16 protein-coding genes are annotated in these 17,432 nt (G+C 64.0%); 9 read left to right on the top strand and 7 right to left on the bottom strand.

All coding sequences use genetic code 11. The features are described 5' to 3' along the window. Positions 1-221: 221 nt before the first annotated feature. Positions 222-1,454: a PLP-dependent aminotransferase family protein gene (locus tag IVA96_RS01985; RefSeq protein WP_247415194.1), complete on the bottom strand. Its 1,233-nt coding sequence runs from the start codon at positions 1,452-1,454 to the stop codon at positions 222-224. A 52-nt stretch (positions 1,455-1,506) separates the two neighbouring features. After that, a complete protein-coding gene (locus tag IVA96_RS01980; protein WP_247415192.1) occupies positions 1,507-2,034 on the bottom strand; it encodes a DUF3124 domain-containing protein in 528 nt (175 codons plus the stop codon). A gap of 67 nt (positions 2,035-2,101) precedes the next feature. Here IVA96_RS01980 and IVA96_RS01975 point away from each other — a divergent pair, with 67 nt between their 5' ends. The 4 genes from IVA96_RS01975 (at position 2,102) to IVA96_RS01960 (ending at position 7,589) form a co-directional block, all read left to right on the top strand. Further along, positions 2,102-3,832, top strand: coding sequence for a cation:proton antiporter (locus tag IVA96_RS01975; protein ID WP_247415190.1), 1,731 nt, complete (start codon positions 2,102-2,104; stop codon positions 3,830-3,832). Between the two features lie 171 nt (positions 3,833-4,003). After that, complete coding sequence (ribB, locus tag IVA96_RS01970; RefSeq protein ID WP_024340298.1) at positions 4,004-5,080, top strand: 3,4-dihydroxy-2-butanone-4-phosphate synthase; 1,077 nt, start codon at positions 4,004-4,006, stop codon at positions 5,078-5,080. Positions 5,081-5,269: 189 nt separating this feature from the next. Continuing rightward, on the top strand, positions 5,270-6,484 hold the full coding sequence (locus tag IVA96_RS01965; protein WP_247279166.1) for an acyl-CoA dehydrogenase: 1,215 nt from the start codon (positions 5,270-5,272) through the stop codon (positions 6,482-6,484). Positions 6,485-6,668: 184 nt separating this feature from the next. Further along, positions 6,669-7,589, top strand: a complete 921-nt coding sequence (locus IVA96_RS01960) for an MBL fold metallo-hydrolase (protein WP_247415188.1) — start codon at positions 6,669-6,671, stop codon at positions 7,587-7,589. A 112-nt stretch (positions 7,590-7,701) separates the two neighbouring features. Here IVA96_RS01960 and IVA96_RS01955 read toward each other — a convergent pair whose 3' ends face one another. Both IVA96_RS01955 and IVA96_RS01950 read right to left on the bottom strand, forming a co-directional pair. Then, positions 7,702-8,556: a DUF1499 domain-containing protein gene (locus IVA96_RS01955; RefSeq protein WP_247415186.1), complete on the bottom strand. Its 855-nt coding sequence runs from the start codon at positions 8,554-8,556 to the stop codon at positions 7,702-7,704. A gap of 204 nt (positions 8,557-8,760) precedes the next feature. Further along, positions 8,761-10,389, bottom strand: coding sequence for a fatty-acid--CoA ligase (locus IVA96_RS01950; RefSeq protein ID WP_247415184.1), 1,629 nt, complete (start codon positions 10,387-10,389; stop codon positions 8,761-8,763). A 65-nt stretch (positions 10,390-10,454) separates the two neighbouring features. Between IVA96_RS01950 and IVA96_RS01945 the strand changes: the two genes are divergently transcribed. Then, the gene (locus tag IVA96_RS01945) at positions 10,455-11,537 is read left to right on the top strand and encodes an extensin family protein (RefSeq protein ID WP_247415182.1); all 1,083 of its coding nucleotides are present in this window, start codon (positions 10,455-10,457) and stop codon (positions 11,535-11,537) included. A gap of 35 nt (positions 11,538-11,572) precedes the next feature. Here IVA96_RS01945 and IVA96_RS01940 read toward each other — a convergent pair whose 3' ends face one another. Then, on the bottom strand, positions 11,573-12,259 hold the full coding sequence (locus tag IVA96_RS01940) for a L,D-transpeptidase (RefSeq protein WP_247279172.1): 687 nt from the start codon (positions 12,257-12,259) through the stop codon (positions 11,573-11,575). Positions 12,260-12,600: 341 nt separating this feature from the next. On the opposite strand from IVA96_RS01940, the gene IVA96_RS01935 reads away from it, so the two are divergent. Then, positions 12,601-13,578, top strand: coding sequence for a magnesium transporter CorA family protein (locus IVA96_RS01935; protein WP_247415180.1), 978 nt, complete (start codon positions 12,601-12,603; stop codon positions 13,576-13,578). A gap of 265 nt (positions 13,579-13,843) precedes the next feature. Continuing rightward, positions 13,844-14,062 (top strand): hypothetical protein, encoded by a 219-nt coding sequence (locus tag IVA96_RS01930; protein ID WP_247279174.1) that lies wholly within the window; start codon positions 13,844-13,846, stop codon positions 14,060-14,062. An 82-nt stretch (positions 14,063-14,144) separates the two neighbouring features. On the opposite strand, the gene IVA96_RS01925 is transcribed toward IVA96_RS01930, so the two are convergent. Both IVA96_RS01925 and pdxH read right to left on the bottom strand, forming a co-directional pair. Further along, entirely contained in the window at positions 14,145-14,897 is a 753-nt protein-coding gene (locus IVA96_RS01925; protein ID WP_247415177.1) for an SDR family oxidoreductase, read from the bottom strand. A 35-nt stretch (positions 14,898-14,932) separates the two neighbouring features. Next, a complete protein-coding gene (gene pdxH, locus IVA96_RS01920; protein ID WP_247279176.1) occupies positions 14,933-15,574 on the bottom strand; it encodes a pyridoxamine 5'-phosphate oxidase in 642 nt (213 codons plus the stop codon). A gap of 113 nt (positions 15,575-15,687) precedes the next feature. Here pdxH and IVA96_RS01915 point away from each other — a divergent pair, with 113 nt between their 5' ends. Then, the gene (locus tag IVA96_RS01915) at positions 15,688-16,095 is read left to right on the top strand and encodes an RT0821/Lpp0805 family surface protein (RefSeq protein WP_247415175.1); all 408 of its coding nucleotides are present in this window, start codon (positions 15,688-15,690) and stop codon (positions 16,093-16,095) included. 187 nt (positions 16,096-16,282) lie between these two features. Then, on the top strand, positions 16,283-17,245 hold the full coding sequence (locus IVA96_RS01910; protein WP_247415173.1) for a J domain-containing protein: 963 nt from the start codon (positions 16,283-16,285) through the stop codon (positions 17,243-17,245). Positions 17,246-17,432: the final 187 nt, after the last annotated feature.

The following is a 17,432-nucleotide window of genomic DNA, read 5'->3' as shown; positions in this document are numbered from 1 at the left end:
GTCAATGAGGCCGGCCGTTTCCGGGTAGCATGCACTTTCCGAAGGCGAACGTGGATAGACCAATGCTGAATCAAGTCGTCAATCTTGCGGGGCGAAGGGATTTTCGAGCGCTACGTCGCCCAGATCGAGGCCGGTAAGGGCAACGTCTCGGTCTTCCTCTTGCTGCCTCTTGCTGCGGCTAGCCTCCGCATCCGCGGCAGCCAGCCCCAGGTGGCTCGGTATCAGGCCCTCTTCTCGACGTTGGCACTGCGGGCCGGTACGCCAAATTCCTTGCGGCAAACCTCGGCCAGTACGGCGACGCCCTCACGGATCTGCTGATGCGTGGGGCTCGCAAAGCAGAGCCTCAGTCGCGAGCTGGAATGGTTCTTGTTGGTCGACCATTCCGGCCCCGGATTGATCGAGACGCCGGCGGCAAGCGCGGCTTGATACAGTTTGAGCGTATCGACCTGGTCGGGCAGTTTCACCCAGAGGAAGATGCCGCCCTTGGGCTCCTCGAACTCGGCCGCCGTCCCGAACTGCTCGTTGAGGGCCTCCATCAACGTATCGAGCTTGGTGCGCAACGCTTTCGTCAGTGCCGGCACATGGCTCGCGAAATGCGGCTTGCAATAGGTCGCGAGCACCATCTGCTCCAGCGCGCCCGAGCCGGCATCGGTCTTCAGCGCCAGCATCCGCGACATCACATCCCAGGGCGCTACGACGAAGCCGACGCGCAGCGCCGGCGCGATCGATTTCGAGAACGAGCCGATATGGATCACGCCGCCGTTTCGGCTCATGGCATGGATCGCCGGCGGCCGCTGCCCGGACCAGACGAGGTCGGCATAGCAATCGTCTTCGAAGATCGGCACGCCGTATTCGGATGACAGGCGCAGCAGCTCGGCGCGTCGGCTCTCCGGCATGATACTGCCGGTCGGGTTCTGCACGGTCGGAATCGTGTAGATGTATTTCGGCCGGATGCCGCGGTTCTTCAGATCGGCGAGCGTGGAGGCCAGCACGTCCATGCGCATGCCGTCCTTGTCGAGGGGGATGCCCACCACGTTGACGCCGAGCCGCGCCAGGCGAGTCAGCGAACCCTGATAGCTCTCCTGCTCGAAAATGACGGTGTCGCCGCGCGCTAGCAGCGCGGCGTTGACGAGATCGAGCGCCTGAAGCGAGCCGGAGACGATCAGGAGGTCGTCGACCGTGCAGGTGATACCGGCATCGCGCTTGAGCTTTGTCACCAGGAATTCGCGCAAGGGCAAATACCCTTGAGGTCCATGCGCCAGCCCATAGGTGGCGAGCGAGCGGCCCTCACGCTGTAGCGCCAGGTTTGTCGCCTCGATCAGGCCCTCGAGCGGCAGCTGTTCGGAGTCGTTGTTGCCGCCGACGAAGCTGTATTTGGCAAGGCCCGTCCAGCGCGCGGAGGGGGCAGGCAGCCCCGCGGGAAACAGGGGTGCGAAGTCGAAGCTGGACGTCATGGGCGTTCCTCGTCTTGTTCTTGTTGGGCGGCCGGCGTTGCACCGGCCTGTCTTACTTCTTGCCGGCCCTCCGGGTCGGACGTCCCTGGCTGATGAAAGCGTAATGCGCATTGGCGACGCCGCCAACCATCAAGGCTTCGACCACGGGCTCGGCGATCTCGCTTGTTGCGGCCCAGTCGACGAGAAAATTGGCTCCGGTCCCGCCGCGTACGTCGTCGGTCGGAATGAAGATCGAGACGGTGGCGAGCGGTCTCAAGGCGACCGGCGCCTTCAGATAGCTCTCGACCTGCTTGCCTGCGGTGTCGAAATAGGCGATGCGTTTGACCACCAGCGGCTGGGTCTCGGAGGCGTTGTGCACGCTCAGCGTCACCGAGAAGTCGACACGCAGCTTGCCCTGGCTCATCGCGACGCTGGAATAGGCGGGCACGTAGAACCCGCCGGATACGGCGAGTTCGTCCTTCGGCAGCGCGGTGAGCGAATCGGCAAAGCTTTGTTCGATACTGATTTTCGATTGCGCGGCGGCGGGCACGGCATAGGCGAGGGGGCATAGCAGCATTGCTGCGAAGAGCCCTTCGCGCATGTGACGAATTGCTCGCTTGCCGCACCGCGACCCATCTCTAGGGTGCGGCAAAACGGACCAATTTGGCATGCACGAGCTCATTCGCGACATCACTCTCTGTATTCTGTTTGCCTGGATGCTGGGCCTGCTCGCCCATTTCTCCCGGCAGCCCCTGATCCTGGCCTACCTTATCGCCGGCTTCTGCATAGGTCCATTCGGCGCCGGCTGGGTCAAATCGCAGGAATCGATCAGCGTCATCTCGGAGCTCGGCCTGATCTTCATGCTGTTCATGATCGGGCTGGAGATCGACCTGAAGAAGATCGTGCGGGCGGGAAAGGTGATCCTGTTCGCGGCAGGCGGCCAGCTGCTCGGGGGCTGCCTGCTCGGGGTTCTGTTCTTCGTCGGCATTGGCTTGTCCCTCGGCGGCGGGCATTTCGATGCGGTCTATCTCTGCGTCGCTTGCGCGTTGTCGAGCACCGTCATCATCGTCAAGGTGCTCTACGAGAAGCGCGAGCTCGACACGCTGCCGGGCCGCATCACCCTCGGCGTGCTGGTGCTCCAGGATATCTTCGCCATCCTGTTCCTGGCGGTGCAGCCGAGCCTGGCTAATCTGCAAGTCAGCGTCATCCTGCTCTCGATCGGCCGCGTCGCGGTGCTGGTCGCTGCCGCGCTGTTGGTCAGCCGCTATGTGCTGCCGCGCCTGTTTCACCAGATCGCCCGGCGGCCCGAGCTGATCCTGCTCGGCGCGCTGGCCTGGTGCTTTCTTGTCGCCGAGATGGCGGAGCGGCTGTCGCTGTCGCGCGAGATGGGCGCCCTGATCGCCGGCGTCTCGCTTTCGACCTTTCCCTATGCGCTCGACGTCACGGCCAAGGTCACCACGCTTCGCGACTTCTTCATCACCCTGTTCTTCGTCGCACTCGGCATGACCATCCCCGTGCCCGGCCTCTCCGTGATCGGGCTCGCTTTGATGATCGCGGCGTTTACCGTGGTGAGCCGGCTCGTCACCACCTTTACCCCGCTTTATCTGATGAAACAGGGGCTGCGCGCCAGCCTGTTGCCGGCCCTCAACCTCGCCCAGATCTCCGAGTTCTCGCTGGTGGTGATCCAGACCGGCATCGCCGACCACCACATCGCAGCCGAGACGGCGAACGCGGCCTCCTTTGCCTTCGTGGTTCTGGCCGTGCTCTCGACCTTCCTGATGACGCGCAGTGACGAGATCACCCGCTGGATGATCGGGCCCCTGAAGCGGATTGGCCTGCGCGACCTCGATTATGGCAGTGGCCATGCCGAGGAGGCCCATGAGGGCGGGCACGGCGAGGCCCGCCGCATCGTCATTCTCGGCTTTTTTCGTGCGGCGAGCGCGCTGCTAGCCGAGATCGAGCGGCAGGCTCCGGTGCTGCTGGAGCAGATCACGGTGGTCGATTTCAACCCGAATGTGTACCAGACCCTGCTCTCGCGGGGGCTGCACGTGATCTATGGCGACATCAGCAATGTCGACACGCTCCTTCATGCCGGCATCGGCAAGTCGGAGATCATCATCCTCAGTGTGCCGGATTCGCTGCTGAAAGGCGCCACCAACGAGAAGCTGGTCCGCCACGTCCGCGCGCTCAACCCCACCGCCCTGATCGTGGCCACGGCCGACCTCCTGGCTGACGTCGGCGAGCTCTACGAGGCCGGCGCCAGCTATGTCACGGTGACCCGGCTCAGCGACGCCCACGAGCTGTTCACGGTGATCGAAGCCGCCCAGGCCGGCCTTCTGGCCGACAAGCGCGCCGAGCTCGATCAACGGCTCGGCGAGCGGCGCGAAGTGCTGCCCTGACCGGCCGGCCTTCCTCTCCGGCGCTCGCGGCCTATATCCTTGATATCTTCGCTGCAAGCCTGAATTACCCTGGCAGGCCTGCCGCCCGGCATATGTGGTTGCGCTGGGGAGACTAGCGCCCCGGGCCAAGTCCGGCTAAGCCTCCCGGCCATAACCGATAGAGATTGGGAAATGCCCGACAGCGTTCAAGAAGTCTTGCAGGCCTTTGCCCGAGGCGAGCTCGTCGTCGTCACCGATGATGAGGATCGCGAGGGCGAGGGCGATCTGATCGTCGCCGCCTCGCTCTGCACCGCCGAGAAGATGGCGTTCATCATCCGCCACACCTCCGGCATCGTCTGCGCGCCCGTGACCACCGAGGACGCGCGCCGTCTGCGGCTCGATCCGATGGTCGCCCACAACGATTCGGCGCACACCACCGCGTTCACGGTCTCGATCGACTACAAGCCCGATGGCGGCACCGGCATCTCGGCCGAGGAACGTGCCTCGTGCTGTCGCGCGCTGGCCAATCCCAATGTCGGCGCTAACGACTTCGCCCGGCCTGGCCACATCTTCCCGCTGATTGCCAAGGACGGCGGCGTGCTGCTGCGCTCCGGCCACACTGAAGCCGCGGTTGACCTCTGCAAGCTCTCCGGCCTGCCGCCGGTGGGTGTCATCAGCGAGCTCATGAACGACGACGGCAGCGTGATGAAGGGTGAGCAAGTCGCCCGCTTCGCCGCCGAGCACAAGCTCAAGCACGTCACCATCGCGGATATGATCGCCTACCGCCAGGCGCGCGAGAAGCTGATCGAGCGGGTCTCGACCTTCGTCACCGAGAGCCCGATCGGACCCTTGCAGGGCTATGCCTACCGCTCGCCGTTCGATTCCATCGCCCACGTCGCCTTCGTCTACAATGGCGTTGGCGACGGCAAGAACGTGCTGACGCGCTTCCACAAGCCGAACATCGTCAAGGACACTTTCACGGGGCATAAGCGCATGGCGGCAGTGCTCGAGCATTTCAAGAAATCCGGCCGTGGCGTGCTGGTTTACCTGCGCGACGGCGCAGCCGGTGTGCCCGTCGCGCCGCTGCCGGACGAGTCGTCCACGGAAGCCGACCGCAACCGCCAGTGGCGTGAGGTCGGCGTCGGCGCGCAGATCCTGCGCGATCTCGGCGTCACTTCGATCCGGCACCTCACGTCCTCGGTGCACGACTACAAAGGCCTGTCGGGCTTCGGCATCGAGATCGTCGCCAACGAGCAGCTCGAAAGCTGACACGCAGTGTCATTCCGGGATTGCGCTGAAAGCGCCAGATCCCGAATCTCGATGTCGTAGAAGCGAGGAGATTCCGGGTACGACGCTTCGCCTCGCATCGATCGAAACCAGGATGCAATTGCACTTGTTGCCGCGGCGCTTTAATTTGTCCGGCAATTTATGACGGAACCAGAAGCGAAAGGACGTTTCATGAGCGCGCGCCCTCAGGCCAAGGACAAGCCGGCTGCGGCTTCTTTCCAGTGGGACGATCCGTTCCTGCTCGACGAGCAACTCACCGAAGACGAGCGCATGGTGCGCGACACCGCGCGCGCCTATGCTCAGGACAAGCTGCTGCCACGCGTCTCCGAGGCCTATCTCGAAGAGAAGACGGACCGCGAGATCTTCAACGAAATGGGTGAACTCGGCCTGATCGGCATCACCCTGCCGGAGGAATATGGCTGCGCCAATGCGAGCTACGTCGCCTATGGCCTCGTCGCGCGCGAGATCGAGCGGGTCGATTCCGGCTATCGCTCGATGAACTCGGTGCAGTCCTCGCTGGTGATGTACCCGATCTACGCCTATGGCGACGAGAACCAGCGCAAGAAATACCTGCCGAAGCTCGCCAGCGGCGAGTGGGTCGGCTGCTTCGGCCTGACCGAGCCCGACGCCGGCTCCGACCCCGCCGGCATGAAGACCCGTGCCGAGAAGGTTTCGGACGGCTATCGCCTCACCGGCAGCAAGATGTGGATCTCGAACGCGCCGATCGCCGATGTATTCGTGGTGTGGGCCAAGTCGGCGGCGCACGACAACCAGATCCGCGGCTTCGTGCTGGAGAAGGGCATGAAGGGCCTCTCCGCGCCGAAGATCGGCGGCAAGCTGTCGCTTCGCGCCTCAATTACCGGCGAGGTCGTGATGGACGGGGTCGTGGTTCCCGAGGACGCGCTGCTGCCCAACGTCTCCGGCCTGAAGGGCCCGTTCGGCTGTCTCAACCGCGCCCGTTACGGCATCTCCTGGGGTGCGCTAGGCGCCGCCGAAGACTGCATGCACCGCGCCCGCCAGTACACGCTCGACCGCAAGCAGTTCGGCAAGCCGCTTGCCGCGACCCAGCTGGTGCAGAAGAAGCTCGCCGACATGGAGACCGAGATCGCGCTCGGCCTTCAGGGCTCGCTTCGCGTCGGCCGCCTGATGGACGAGGGCAAGTTCGCGCCCGAGATGATCTCGATCATGAAGCGCAACAATTGCGGCAAGGCGCTCGACATCGCCCGCACCGCCCGCGACATGCACGGCGGCAACGGCATCTCGATCGAGTACCACGTGATGCGCCACGTCCAGAACCTCGAGACGGTCAACACCTACGAGGGTACCCACGACGTCCACGCCCTGATCCTCGGCCGCGCGATCACGGGCATTCAGGCGTTTTTCTAGCCACGTCTTCCGTGGCTATTATCTTGCTCAGCTGTCATCGCCCGCCTTGTGCGCAGTTGCGCACTGGGGCGGGCAAACCAGTATTCCAGAGACCGCGCCTTTCGCCACAGACGCCGCGGCGTACTGGATACCCCACCTTCGCGGGGTTATGACGGCGAGGGTTCGGCAGTGCACAGGAAGTCCCATGTCCGACAATGACGACGTCCCGTTCAACCGCAACTTTCCGCTGACGCCCGGAATCGTCGAGGAGGTCCGCCCCGGCGTGCGGCGCGTGCTGTGTAACAATCCGAGCCCGTTCACCTTTACCGGCACGGTCAGCTACATCGTGGGCAAGGGCAACGTCGCCATCATCGACCCCGGCCCGGACGACGAGGCGCATGCTGCGGCGCTGCTGGAGGCCGTGCGCGGCGAGACGGTGAGCCATATCTTCGTCACCCACACCCACCGCGACCACTCGCCCAACACCGCACGGATCAAGCAGGTAACGAGCGCGCCCGTTTATGCCGAAGGCCCGCACCGTGCCTCGCGCCCGCGCTTCGAGAGCGAGAAGCACAATCCGGAATCTGGCGCCGATCGCGATTTCACGCCTGATGTCAGGATCGCCCATGGCGACGTCGTCGAAGGCGCCGGTTGGCGGCTCGAGGCGGTGGCGACGCCCGGCCACACCGCAAACCATCTCGCCTTTGCCTGGCCCGAGCGGAAATTCAACTTCGTCGGCGATCACGTCATGGGATGGTCGACATCGATCGTGGCGCCGCCCGACGGCTCGATGATCGACTATATGGACTCGCTGGACCGTCTCGCGTCCCGCGAGGAGGATCTCTACTTCTCCGGCCACGGCCCGGAGATTCCGGACGGCCCGCGCTTCGTGCGCTTCCTGATCCGTCATCGCAAGGCGCGCGAGGCCTCGATCCTGCATCGCCTCGCCAAGGGCGAGACCGACATCGCGACCATGGTGCGTGCGATCTATATCGGGATCGACCCCAGGCTGACGACTGCCGCCGGCTACTCCGTGCTGGCGCACCTGGAGGACCTGGTCGCGCGGGGCGTGGTTGCGACGGACGGCGATCCCGTGATCGGCGGCACGTACCGGATGGCGAGCTAGACTGGCCTCGTCATCCGGAGCGATGCGCAGCATCGACCCCGGGGTATTTCGCACCACAATCTCAAGATCCCGGGTTCGTCGCTTTCCGGCGCGCCAGGATGACGCTAGCGCGTCACTTCTTCACCGTCTTCGCCGGCGCCTTTGGCGGCGCGACCGGGGTCTTCTTCACCGGCTTGAGCGCATCGGCATCGGCGGCGGTGTTGAGATCATCAATGAATTTCTTGACGCGGGCAGCGTTACTGCCAAGGTCGCTCTCGAAATAACGCGAGGCGGAGCGGATATCGACACGCGAATCATCGCCATCAGGCACGACCCGTATCGAGACGTCCTCGCGGAAGCCCATGATCGGCGTGCGCGCGACTGCCTCGATGCGGCCGATACGGCGCGGCGGCTGCGGCGCGCGCTCGTCGATGACGAGCCATTTGCGCTTATTGACGAGCTGACGTGCGATCGCATAGGCGCGGTCCACGGGGATCTCCAGCTCGATCGGCTCGATGTCGGGATAAAACTGGCGCTGCTGCTCGGCCGAATAGAGGCCGGCATAGACCGCGGTGTTGGTGCCATCGCCGGTGCGTACGGGCGCCAGCGCGTCGAAGCGCGGCGGGTCGATTGGGTTGGTGGTGATGTCGTGGATCGCCGGCAGCTTGCGGTATTGCAGGCCGAGATAGGCCGGATAGGCGAGGATCGCGCCGTCGATCAGGAAAGCGAGCAGGATGCGCGCCATGCCGCGCGAGCCGTTCTGCCAGATCGCGGCAAAGCCGGCGAGCCCGAACAGGATCGAGAGGACGGCGATCGCGAGCCCGCCGAAGAAGGCCATCAGCGCGGGCTTCATCTCCAGGAAGTCGAAGCGGACGATGATGATCGAGACCACCACCGCCACCACCGCGAACACGGCCAGATTACGCGCCCAGCTTGCGAGGCTGGACACGGGCTCCGACTGATAGGGAGCTGAAAACCTGCGGGCCATCGGGTGAGCTCTGCCGGGGTTTTGAAGGCGATGCCGGCCGGATCTGGCGCGACGATGCGCCGTTGAGACCATGGCCCGGGGGCAAATTCAAGGGAGACCGGACTGTTACGGCCCGTCATTCCGGGGCGATGCGGAGCATCGAACCCGGAATCTCCAGATTCCGGGTCGGCTCCTTGAGCCGCCCGGACCGACGCGCTTGATGTCCTACGCCGCCGCGTTCGGGAAGCGGTAATCCTTGAACTGGTCGCGCAACGCCGTCTTGAGGATCTTGCCCGTCGCGGTATGCGGGATGCCGTCGACGAAGGCGACGTCGTCCGGCATCCACCATTTGGCGATCTTGCCGTCCATGAACTTCAGGATGTCCTCGCGCGTGGCCTGCTGGCCCTGCTTGAGCTGCACGATCAGGAGCGGCCGCTCGTCCCATTTCGGGTGGAACACGCCGATCACTGCGGCTTCGGCCACGGCCGGATGGCCGACCGCGAGGTTTTCGAGCTCGATCGAGGAGATCCACTCGCCGCCGGACTTGATCACGTCCTTAGAGCGGTCGGTGATGCGCATGTAGCCGTCCTCGTCGATGGTCGAGACGTCGCCGGTGTCGAAAAAGCCGTCCTCGTCGAGGATGTTGGCGTCGACCCGGTAATAGGCCTTGGCAACGGCCGGGCCGGCGACCTTGAGGCGGCCGAAGGTCTTGCCGTCCCAGGGCAGTTCCTTGCCGGCATCGTCGGTGATCTTCATCTGCACCCCAAATGGCGCGTAGCCCTGCATCTGGAGCACGTCGAGCCGCGCCTCGCCGGTCGCGTTCTGGAACGGCGGCTTCAGCGCCGCGACGCTGCCGATCGGGCTCATCTCGGTCATGCCCCAGGCGTGGCGGACGTTCGAGCCCATGTCGAGGAAGGCCTTGATCATCGAGCGCGGCATCGCCGAGCCGCCGCAGATCACCATCTTCAGGTCCGGCAGCTTCAGGTTGTTGGCGCTCATGTGCTGGAGCAGCATCAGCCACACAGTGGGCACGCCCGCCGTGTGCGTCACCTTCTCGGTCGAGAGCAGCTCGTAGACGGAGGCACCGTCGAGCTTGGCGCCGGGCATCACCAGCTTGGTGCCCTGCGAGGGCGCGGAGAAGGCGATGCCCCAGCTGTTGGCGTGGAACAGCGGCACGACCGGCAGCATCGTCTCGGAGGCGCTGGTGCCGAGCGCGTCGACATTGTTGGCCATCAGCGCGTGCAGCACGTTGGAGCGATGCGAATACAGCACACCCTTCGGGTCGCCCGTCGTGCCCGACGTGTAGCACATCGCGGCTGCCGTGTTCTCGTCAAAGTCCTTCCATTTGAATTTGCCGTCGGCCTGCGCAATCCAGTCCTCGTAGGCGACCACATTCTTCAGCGTGGTTTCCGGCATATGCGCGTTGTCGGTGAGCACGACGTAGCGTTCCACGCTGGGAAGTTTGTCGGCGATCTTCTCCAGGATCGGAACGAAGGTGATGTCGGTCACCACGATGCGGTCCTGCGCATGGTTGATGATCCAGGCGATCTGCTCGGGGAAAAGGCGAGGATTGACGGTATGGCAGATGGCGCCGATTCCCATGATGCCGTACCACACCTCGAGATGGCGCCAGGTGTTCCAGGCGATCGTGGCGACGCGGTCACCGAGCTTGATGCCGTCGCGCTCCAGCATCTGCGAGACCTTGAGCGCGCGCTTGTGGATTTGGGCGTAGTTGGTGCGATGGATCGGTCCTTCGACCGAGCGCGTCACCACCTCTTGCTTGCCATGAATCCTGGCAGCGTGTTCGATGATCCGGTGGCAGAGCAGGGGCCAATCTTGCATCAAACCGAGCATTCTGACGTTCCTCCGAGAAGTCGCTGGGCGCGTTATCGCTCTCAGCGTTGGGCCAAAGAATTGTCATGAGTTTTAGCCTGCCGGACTTTCGCCGCAAATGGTCTTGTCGCGGCTATATGTCCGCCGGCGCAGCAATGGTTACCGCTGCGATCGGGCTGTCGCTTGTGCTCGCCGAGAGGGCGGAGGCGCGGAAATATCCTGCGCCGCTGGATATCTTCGGCCTTGGTACGCCACGGCCGCGCGCAGCCGCTCGTCCCGCCAAGATTCCATTGCCGCGACCCCGCCCTGAGGAGGCCCCCAAGGCAGCGGACGAGGGGGCGTCGGAGCCGGAAGACAAGGCCTCTGCCGACAAGCCAAGCGCCGACAAGCCGGCCGAAGCTGCGCCGCCGCCCGAGAAGCAGGTCTCGGCCTGCCGGCTAGCGCTGACCGAGGAGATCGCGGTCGCGCCCTCCATTCCGGATATCCGCGGCCCCGGCGCCTGCGGCGGCGAGGATCTGGTGCGGTTGGAGGCCATCGTGCTGCCGGACAAGCGGAAGGTGGCGGTCAAACCGGCGGCGATCCTCCGTTGCACCATGGCGTCGGCGGTCGCCGATTGGGTGCGCAAGGACATGGCGCCGCTCGCCGCGAGCCTCGGCTCTGCCATCAGCGACCTCGACAATTTCGACAGCTTCGAGTGCCGCGGCCGTAACCGCGTCGTCGGCGCGATGCTGTCCGAGCACGGCAAGGCCAATGCGCTCGACGTCCGCGCGATCAAGCTCGCCAACGGGCAGTCGATCGGCCTCACCGACCGGACCATGTCGCGCGAGGTGCGCGAGCGCGTGCTGCAGTCCGTATGCGCGCGCTTTTCCACCGTGCTCGGCCCGGGCTCGGACTGGTACCACGAGGACCACATCCATCTCGATTTGGCGCAGCGGCGCAATGACTATCGGATCTGCCAGTGGAACGTCTGGGATCCCTTGCCGCAGGTCGCCCCGCTGCTGCCGGCGGAACGTCCCGAGGAGGCGCCGCCGCGCGAGGTCGCGGCCAAGCCCGAAGCGAACGAGGACGCGGGCGACGGGGCGGAGAAATCCGGTGCGCCCGCGGACAAACCGATGGCTGCTGGCAACAAAGCCCGGTCGCACAAGCCGGCAACAAAAAAACGCCGGTGAAACCGGCGCTTTTGAATGTCAGAGATCGAAGCCGATCAGTAGCTGCCAGCCTGGCCCGTTTGGCTGCTGCCGAGCGCCAGCCGCGAATTATACGGCGAGTCGCCATGCTTCGGCTCGAGGACCACGACGATGGTGCCGACCTTGACGCGGTTGTAGAGATCGATCGCATCCTCATTGGTCAGGCGGATGCAGCCCGACGAGATCGAGGCGCCGATATATTCCGGCTGGTTGGTGCCGTGGATGCGGAACAGCGTGTCCTTGCCGCCCGAATAGAGGTACATGGCGCGGGAGCCCATCGGATTGTCAGGACCCGGCGCGACATAGGTCGGCACGCCCAGGCGCGAAATCTCGCCGGGGGTCGGATGCCAGGCCGGCCACTCGGTCATGCTGCCGACCTTGGCGATGCCCGACCAAGCCATGGCTTCTTCACCGACGGTGATGCCGTACCGGATCGCCTTGCCGCCCTCCAGCACGTAGTAGAGGTAGTGATTGTCGGAATCGACCACGATCGAGCCCGGCGATTCCTTACGGTGATACTCGACAATGGCGCGGCGGAACGGCTCTGCAACCGGGGTGTTCTCGTATTTGACCTTGGCGAGGAGTTCCTTGTCCTTCGGTTTGAAGGCCTTGGTGTCCGTCGCCTCGAAATGCGTGGCCTGCATGCAGCCCGACAGCATCAGGCCAACGGCCAAAATCCCAAATTTAACTTTCAGCGACGACATGGTTTGGTTCCAATCAAAACAATACCGTGCGGAAGGCCTGAGCTTGGCGCCCAAATTCCTCGACTCCGCTAATCCCATTATGGTTGAAATCTGCCACAATTCCAGCACAGAAGCCCTTATCCCGCGCTGCAAGAGCCAAGCTGTGGCTTTTCTGCCGCAAGTTTTACGGTGCTGTGTGAGTTTTGCGGCAAAGGCCGCCGGGACTGTCGATTCCGTGCCACAGTTGAGCCACGGCCCCGCCCCACATACCAACGCTCCGTTAATCCGACTGTCATCGTGAACTTGTCAGAATCGCGCTAAGGGCGTGGCTGTCATTCTGTCGCAGGTTCTCTGGAGTTGTCATGTTTTCGGTGTTTGTTCCCTCCGACGCCTCCCTCAAGAAGGCCGTCATCGAGGATCTCACTGCGCTGCCGGAGAGCGCGGTCTGGATCGACCTCGTCAACCCGAGTGCGGCCGAGGACAAGGCGGTGGAGCGGCTGGCGGGCATCGCGATCCCGACCCGCGAAGACATGCAGGAGATCGAGATCTCCAGCCGGCTCTATATCGAGAACGGCGCGCGCTACATGACCGCGACGCTGATGTGCCACTCCGATACCGACATGCCCCGGACCACGGCAGTGACCTTCATTCTCGGCGACCACCGCCTGGTGACGGTGCGCTATGACTTGCCGAAGCCGTTCGCCCTGGTCGAGGCCAAGCTCGCCCGCTCCTGCACGCCGGCGATCACCGGCGAGATGGTGCTGATGGAGCTCCTGGACGCGGTGATCGACCGCTGCGCCGACATTCTGGAGCGCTGCGGCGCCGAGATCGACCAGGTCTCGCACGACATCTTCGAGCCCGAGAGCGAGCGCCACGGCCAGGCCAAGCGATATTCCCAGATCCTGATCTCGATCGGCCGCAAGGGCGATCTGACCTCGAAGGTTCGCGAGAGCCTGGTGTCGATCGGCCGCGTCGTGACCTTCTTGTCCGCAGTGGTCGAAGGCGTGAAATGGTCGAAGGACATGCGCGAGCAGCTCAAGACCATGCAGCGCGACGTGGCCTCGCTGACCGATCACGCATCCTATCTCTCCAACAAGATCACTTTCGTGCTCGACGCCATGCTCGGCGTCGTCAATCTCGAGCAGAACAACATCATCAAGCTGTTCTCGGTCATGGCCGTCGTCCTGATGCCGCCGACGCTGATCGCCTCGATCTACGGCATGAATTTCAAGATCATGCCGGAACTCGAATGGGTCCACGGCTATCCGATGGCGCTGGTGATGATGTTGATCGCGGCGATCGTCCCGTACTGGATCTTCAAGTGGAAGAAGTGGCTGTAGGAGCATGATCCGGACCCGGAGGGCCGCGTTAGCGCAAACTGTGCGGCGGTTTTCCGAATAGATCATGCTCAAGCAAAGATCCCTACTGAGACCTTACGCCAGTCGCACAGACATGGTCGATCGTGTCGCAGAATAGAGCGGGATTGAGGCGGTGCGGTGACCTGTGCTCTGTGCCCCAATTCCTCCGGTAAAATTTGAGCGGTGGGCTGAACGTTTGCGCGAAACTTGTCTGCGATAAGCAGCGTGTTAGCCGCGAGGAACAGCCATGGTTGAAAAACACATAACGACGCCCCGCAACGTCATCGATCTGGCGAACTATCGACAGGTCGTGACGAGCGGCAAGGCGCCGTCGTTGTCGGCACGCATGTGCCGGCACTGTGGTGCTCCGCTGCTCGACGGCGAGAACGACGACGACTGCTCGACAGCATTCAACGCGGCCGCTCCGCGGCCGCGCGAGAGGTCGCGTCGGATTCGACTCGATTGAGGAACGGAAGGAAGGGCGATCCAGGTCTTGCGGCGGCGTTGTCTGGATCGCCTTGCTTCCCTAAGCAGCTTGGCAAAAGCAATCACACGTGCTGGCCGCCGTTGATGTGGATCTCGGCGCCGTTGACGTAGGAACTGGTCTCCGTGCACAGCACGTAGATGATCTTGGCAACCTCGTCAGGCGTGCCGAGCCGGTGCATCGGGATCTGCTGCTCGACGATCTTCTCGGTGCCGGGTGACAGAATCGAGGTGTCGATCTCACCCGGCGCGATCGCGTTGACGCGCACGCCGATGCGGCCGAAGTCGGAAGCCATCTCGCGCGTCAGAGACGCGAGCGCGGCCTTGGACGTCGCGTAGGCGGCGCCGGCGAAAGGATGGACGCGCGAGCCCGCGATCGAGGTGACGTTGACGACTGATCCCTTTGCCGCCTTCAGCTCTTCGATCAGTCCACGCGCCATCATGATCGGCGCGAAAAAGTTGACGTTGAAGACGTGCGTCCAGGTATCGAGGTCGGTGTCGACCGAGCCGAGCCGCGCGCCACCCGGGCCCTTCGGCGAGATCGCGGCGTTGTTGACCAGCGCATGCAGCGTGCCGCCCTCGAGCCGGCGCCGGATCTCGGTGATCGCGCGCGCGGTATCCTCGGGATCGCCGAGGTCGACTTGGATGTGGTCCTCGGGGCCTGCGTCCCACGGGCAGTCTTCCGGGAAAGGATGCCGTGAGCAGGTGATGACGCGCCAGCCGGCCGAGGAGAACCGGATCACGGTGGCGTGACCGATGCCGCGGCTGGCTCCGGTCAGGAGCAGCGTACGACGCGGCACATTGGATGAATGCGGCATGGACATCTTTCAGGTCGGAAAGCTGAAGACAAGGCTCAAGGATACATCCGCATCTTGGACCACGGTCGGCCGGCTGCGTCACGGCGAAATTCGATGCGGTCGTGCAGGCGGAATGGGCGGTCGTGCCAAAACTCGATCCGCATCGGCGCGATGCGCCAGCCGCTCCAGCCCGGCGGCCGCGGCACCTCGCCGATGACGTATTTGGCCGCGACTTTTGCGATGGCCTGTTCGAACGCGAAGCGGCTCTCCAGCGGCTCGGACTGCTTGCTCGCCCAGGCGCCGATCTGCGCCTGCTTGGGGCGGGTGGCGAAATAGGCATCGGCCTCGGCGTCGGTCACCGGCGTCACGTTGCCGCGGATGCGGACCTGACGGCGCAGCGACTTCCAGTGGAAAAGTAACGCTGCCTTAGGATTTGCGGCGAGTTCGCGGCCCTTCTGGCTTGCGATGTGGCTGTAGAAGACGAAACCCTCGGTATCGAAGCCCTTCATCAACACCATGCGCACATCCGGAAGCCCGTCCGCGTCCACGGTCGCGAGCGCCATCGCGTTCGGATCGTTCGGCTCGCTCTTGATCGCCTCGTTCAGCCAGGCCTCGAACAACGCAAATGGCTCGTCGGCGGTGGTGAAATCACCGGATGTTAAGGGTGTCTGGTGTTTCATCGAGGTCGTGTCGGTCATGTCTGGAGTCCGAGTTGCGTCCCGCGGCCCAAAACGCGCTGTTGTCCGCTACCGCCCTATATAGGGCATGGCGACGCGTTGGCCTATCGACGATCCGACCGTCTGGCTTCGTCATGACGCTGCTTCTGATCGGGCTTGGTGCCGGCGGCTGCAGCTTTTCGCGCAACGACAGCAGCGCCTATGCCAAGGCGGACGACAGCGACCTGACTGGATCGATCGCGCGGCCAGCGAAGGACACCCCGCCGACCGAGACTGATCTCGCCTTCGCCCGCAACGCCGCCTCGGACGTCCTCAGCAAGGGCGACAAGGATTCGAGCCAGCACTGGGAGAACCCGGAGACCGGCGCGCGCGGCTCGGTCACCCCGATCGCGCAATCCTATGCCGCCGAAGACGGCCGCAAGTGCCGCGACTTTCTGGCGAGCTATGTCAACGGCAATACCGAAAGCTGGCTCCAGGGCGCCGGCTGCCAAAGCAGCCGTGGCCGTTGGGAGATTCATACGCTAAAGCCGTGGCGGAGCTGAGCATGATCGGGACCCGAAGGGCCGCGCTCGCGAAATGTGGGAACCGGTCTTCCGCTAAGATCATGCTCGAATCATCTAGGGTCGGCACACGCCCCTAGTTGCAAAAATGCCACTCTCTCCCCACATGACTGCCAGATGGGGCAGGGAGCCCTTTGAACAATTCGATTTCTTGAAGGAGACGTGACGGATGCGCGACCCCTATGAGGTCTTGGGGGTGCCGCGGAGCGCCAACGCTGCCGCCATCAAGAGCGCCTATCGCAAGCTTGCCAAGAAGCATCATCCCGACAGCAACAAGGGTGACCCGAAGGCTGCCGAGCGCTTCGCCGAGATCAATTCGGCCAACGAGATTCTGGGCGACGAGGACAAGCGCAAGCAGTTCGACCGCGGCGAGATCGACGCCGAGGGCAAGCCGCGCTTCCAGGGCTTTCCGGGTGGCGGCGGGCCGCGCGGCCGCGCAGGGCCCGGCGGTTTCGAGAGCTATACATTCCGGAGCGGCGGTGCGGGTGGCGCCCCGGGCGGCGGTGCGTTCGAGGATATCCTCAACAGCATGTTCGGCGGCGGGATGCGTGGCGCGCGCCCTGGGGCTGGGGCCGCCCAGTTCGACTTCGACACCGGCGGGATCGGGCTCGATCTCGACGTGAACGTTGCCATGTCCGTCTCGCTGGAAGAGGCGGTCAAGGGCGGCGACAAGCGCGTCCGGCTGCCCACGGGCAAGGAGCTTAATGTCAAGATTCCGGCTGGCGTCACCGAAGGCCAGCAGATCCGGCTGCGGGGGCAGGGCGAAAGCGCGCAAGGCCATCCGCCCGGCGATCTCCTGATCACCATCAACATCGCGCCCCACCCCTACTTCAAGGTCGAAGGCGCCGACTTGCGCATCGATCTGCCGGTCACGCTGTACGAGGCGGTGCTCGGCGCCAAGGTCCGCGTGCCCACGCTCGGCAACGCCGTGGAGCTCTCTGTGCCGAAAAACACCTCCAGCGGCCGGACCTTCCGCCTCAAGGGCAAAGGACTGCCGAAGGCGGGTGGAACCGGGGATCTCTTGGTGACAATCAGGATTATGCTACCGGACGGGAACGACGCTGAGCTTGAAGCATTGATGGAAAAGTGGCGAGACCAACACCCCTACAATCCACGGAGCGGACTCGGCTAACGCATGATCCGGAAAACTGCGCAGCGGTTTTCTGAAAAGGTCATGCGCGAACGATAGGGCGCTATCCGAGCCCGCCTCGACGATCGGAGCATTCTCTTCCCGAAAGGATGATGCTCAACAGACGCCTGAAGCGTAGTCGCGCTTCGACGCAGATGTTTGAGACGTGTCAGCTGTCCGGCGGGGCAGC

This window comes from Bradyrhizobium sp. 159 (assembly GCF_023073795.1).
GTDB lineage: Bacteria > Pseudomonadota > Alphaproteobacteria > Rhizobiales > Xanthobacteraceae > Bradyrhizobium.
The sequence above is the reverse complement of the archived record's forward strand: the minus strand, read 5'-3'. Positions and strand labels throughout refer to the sequence as shown.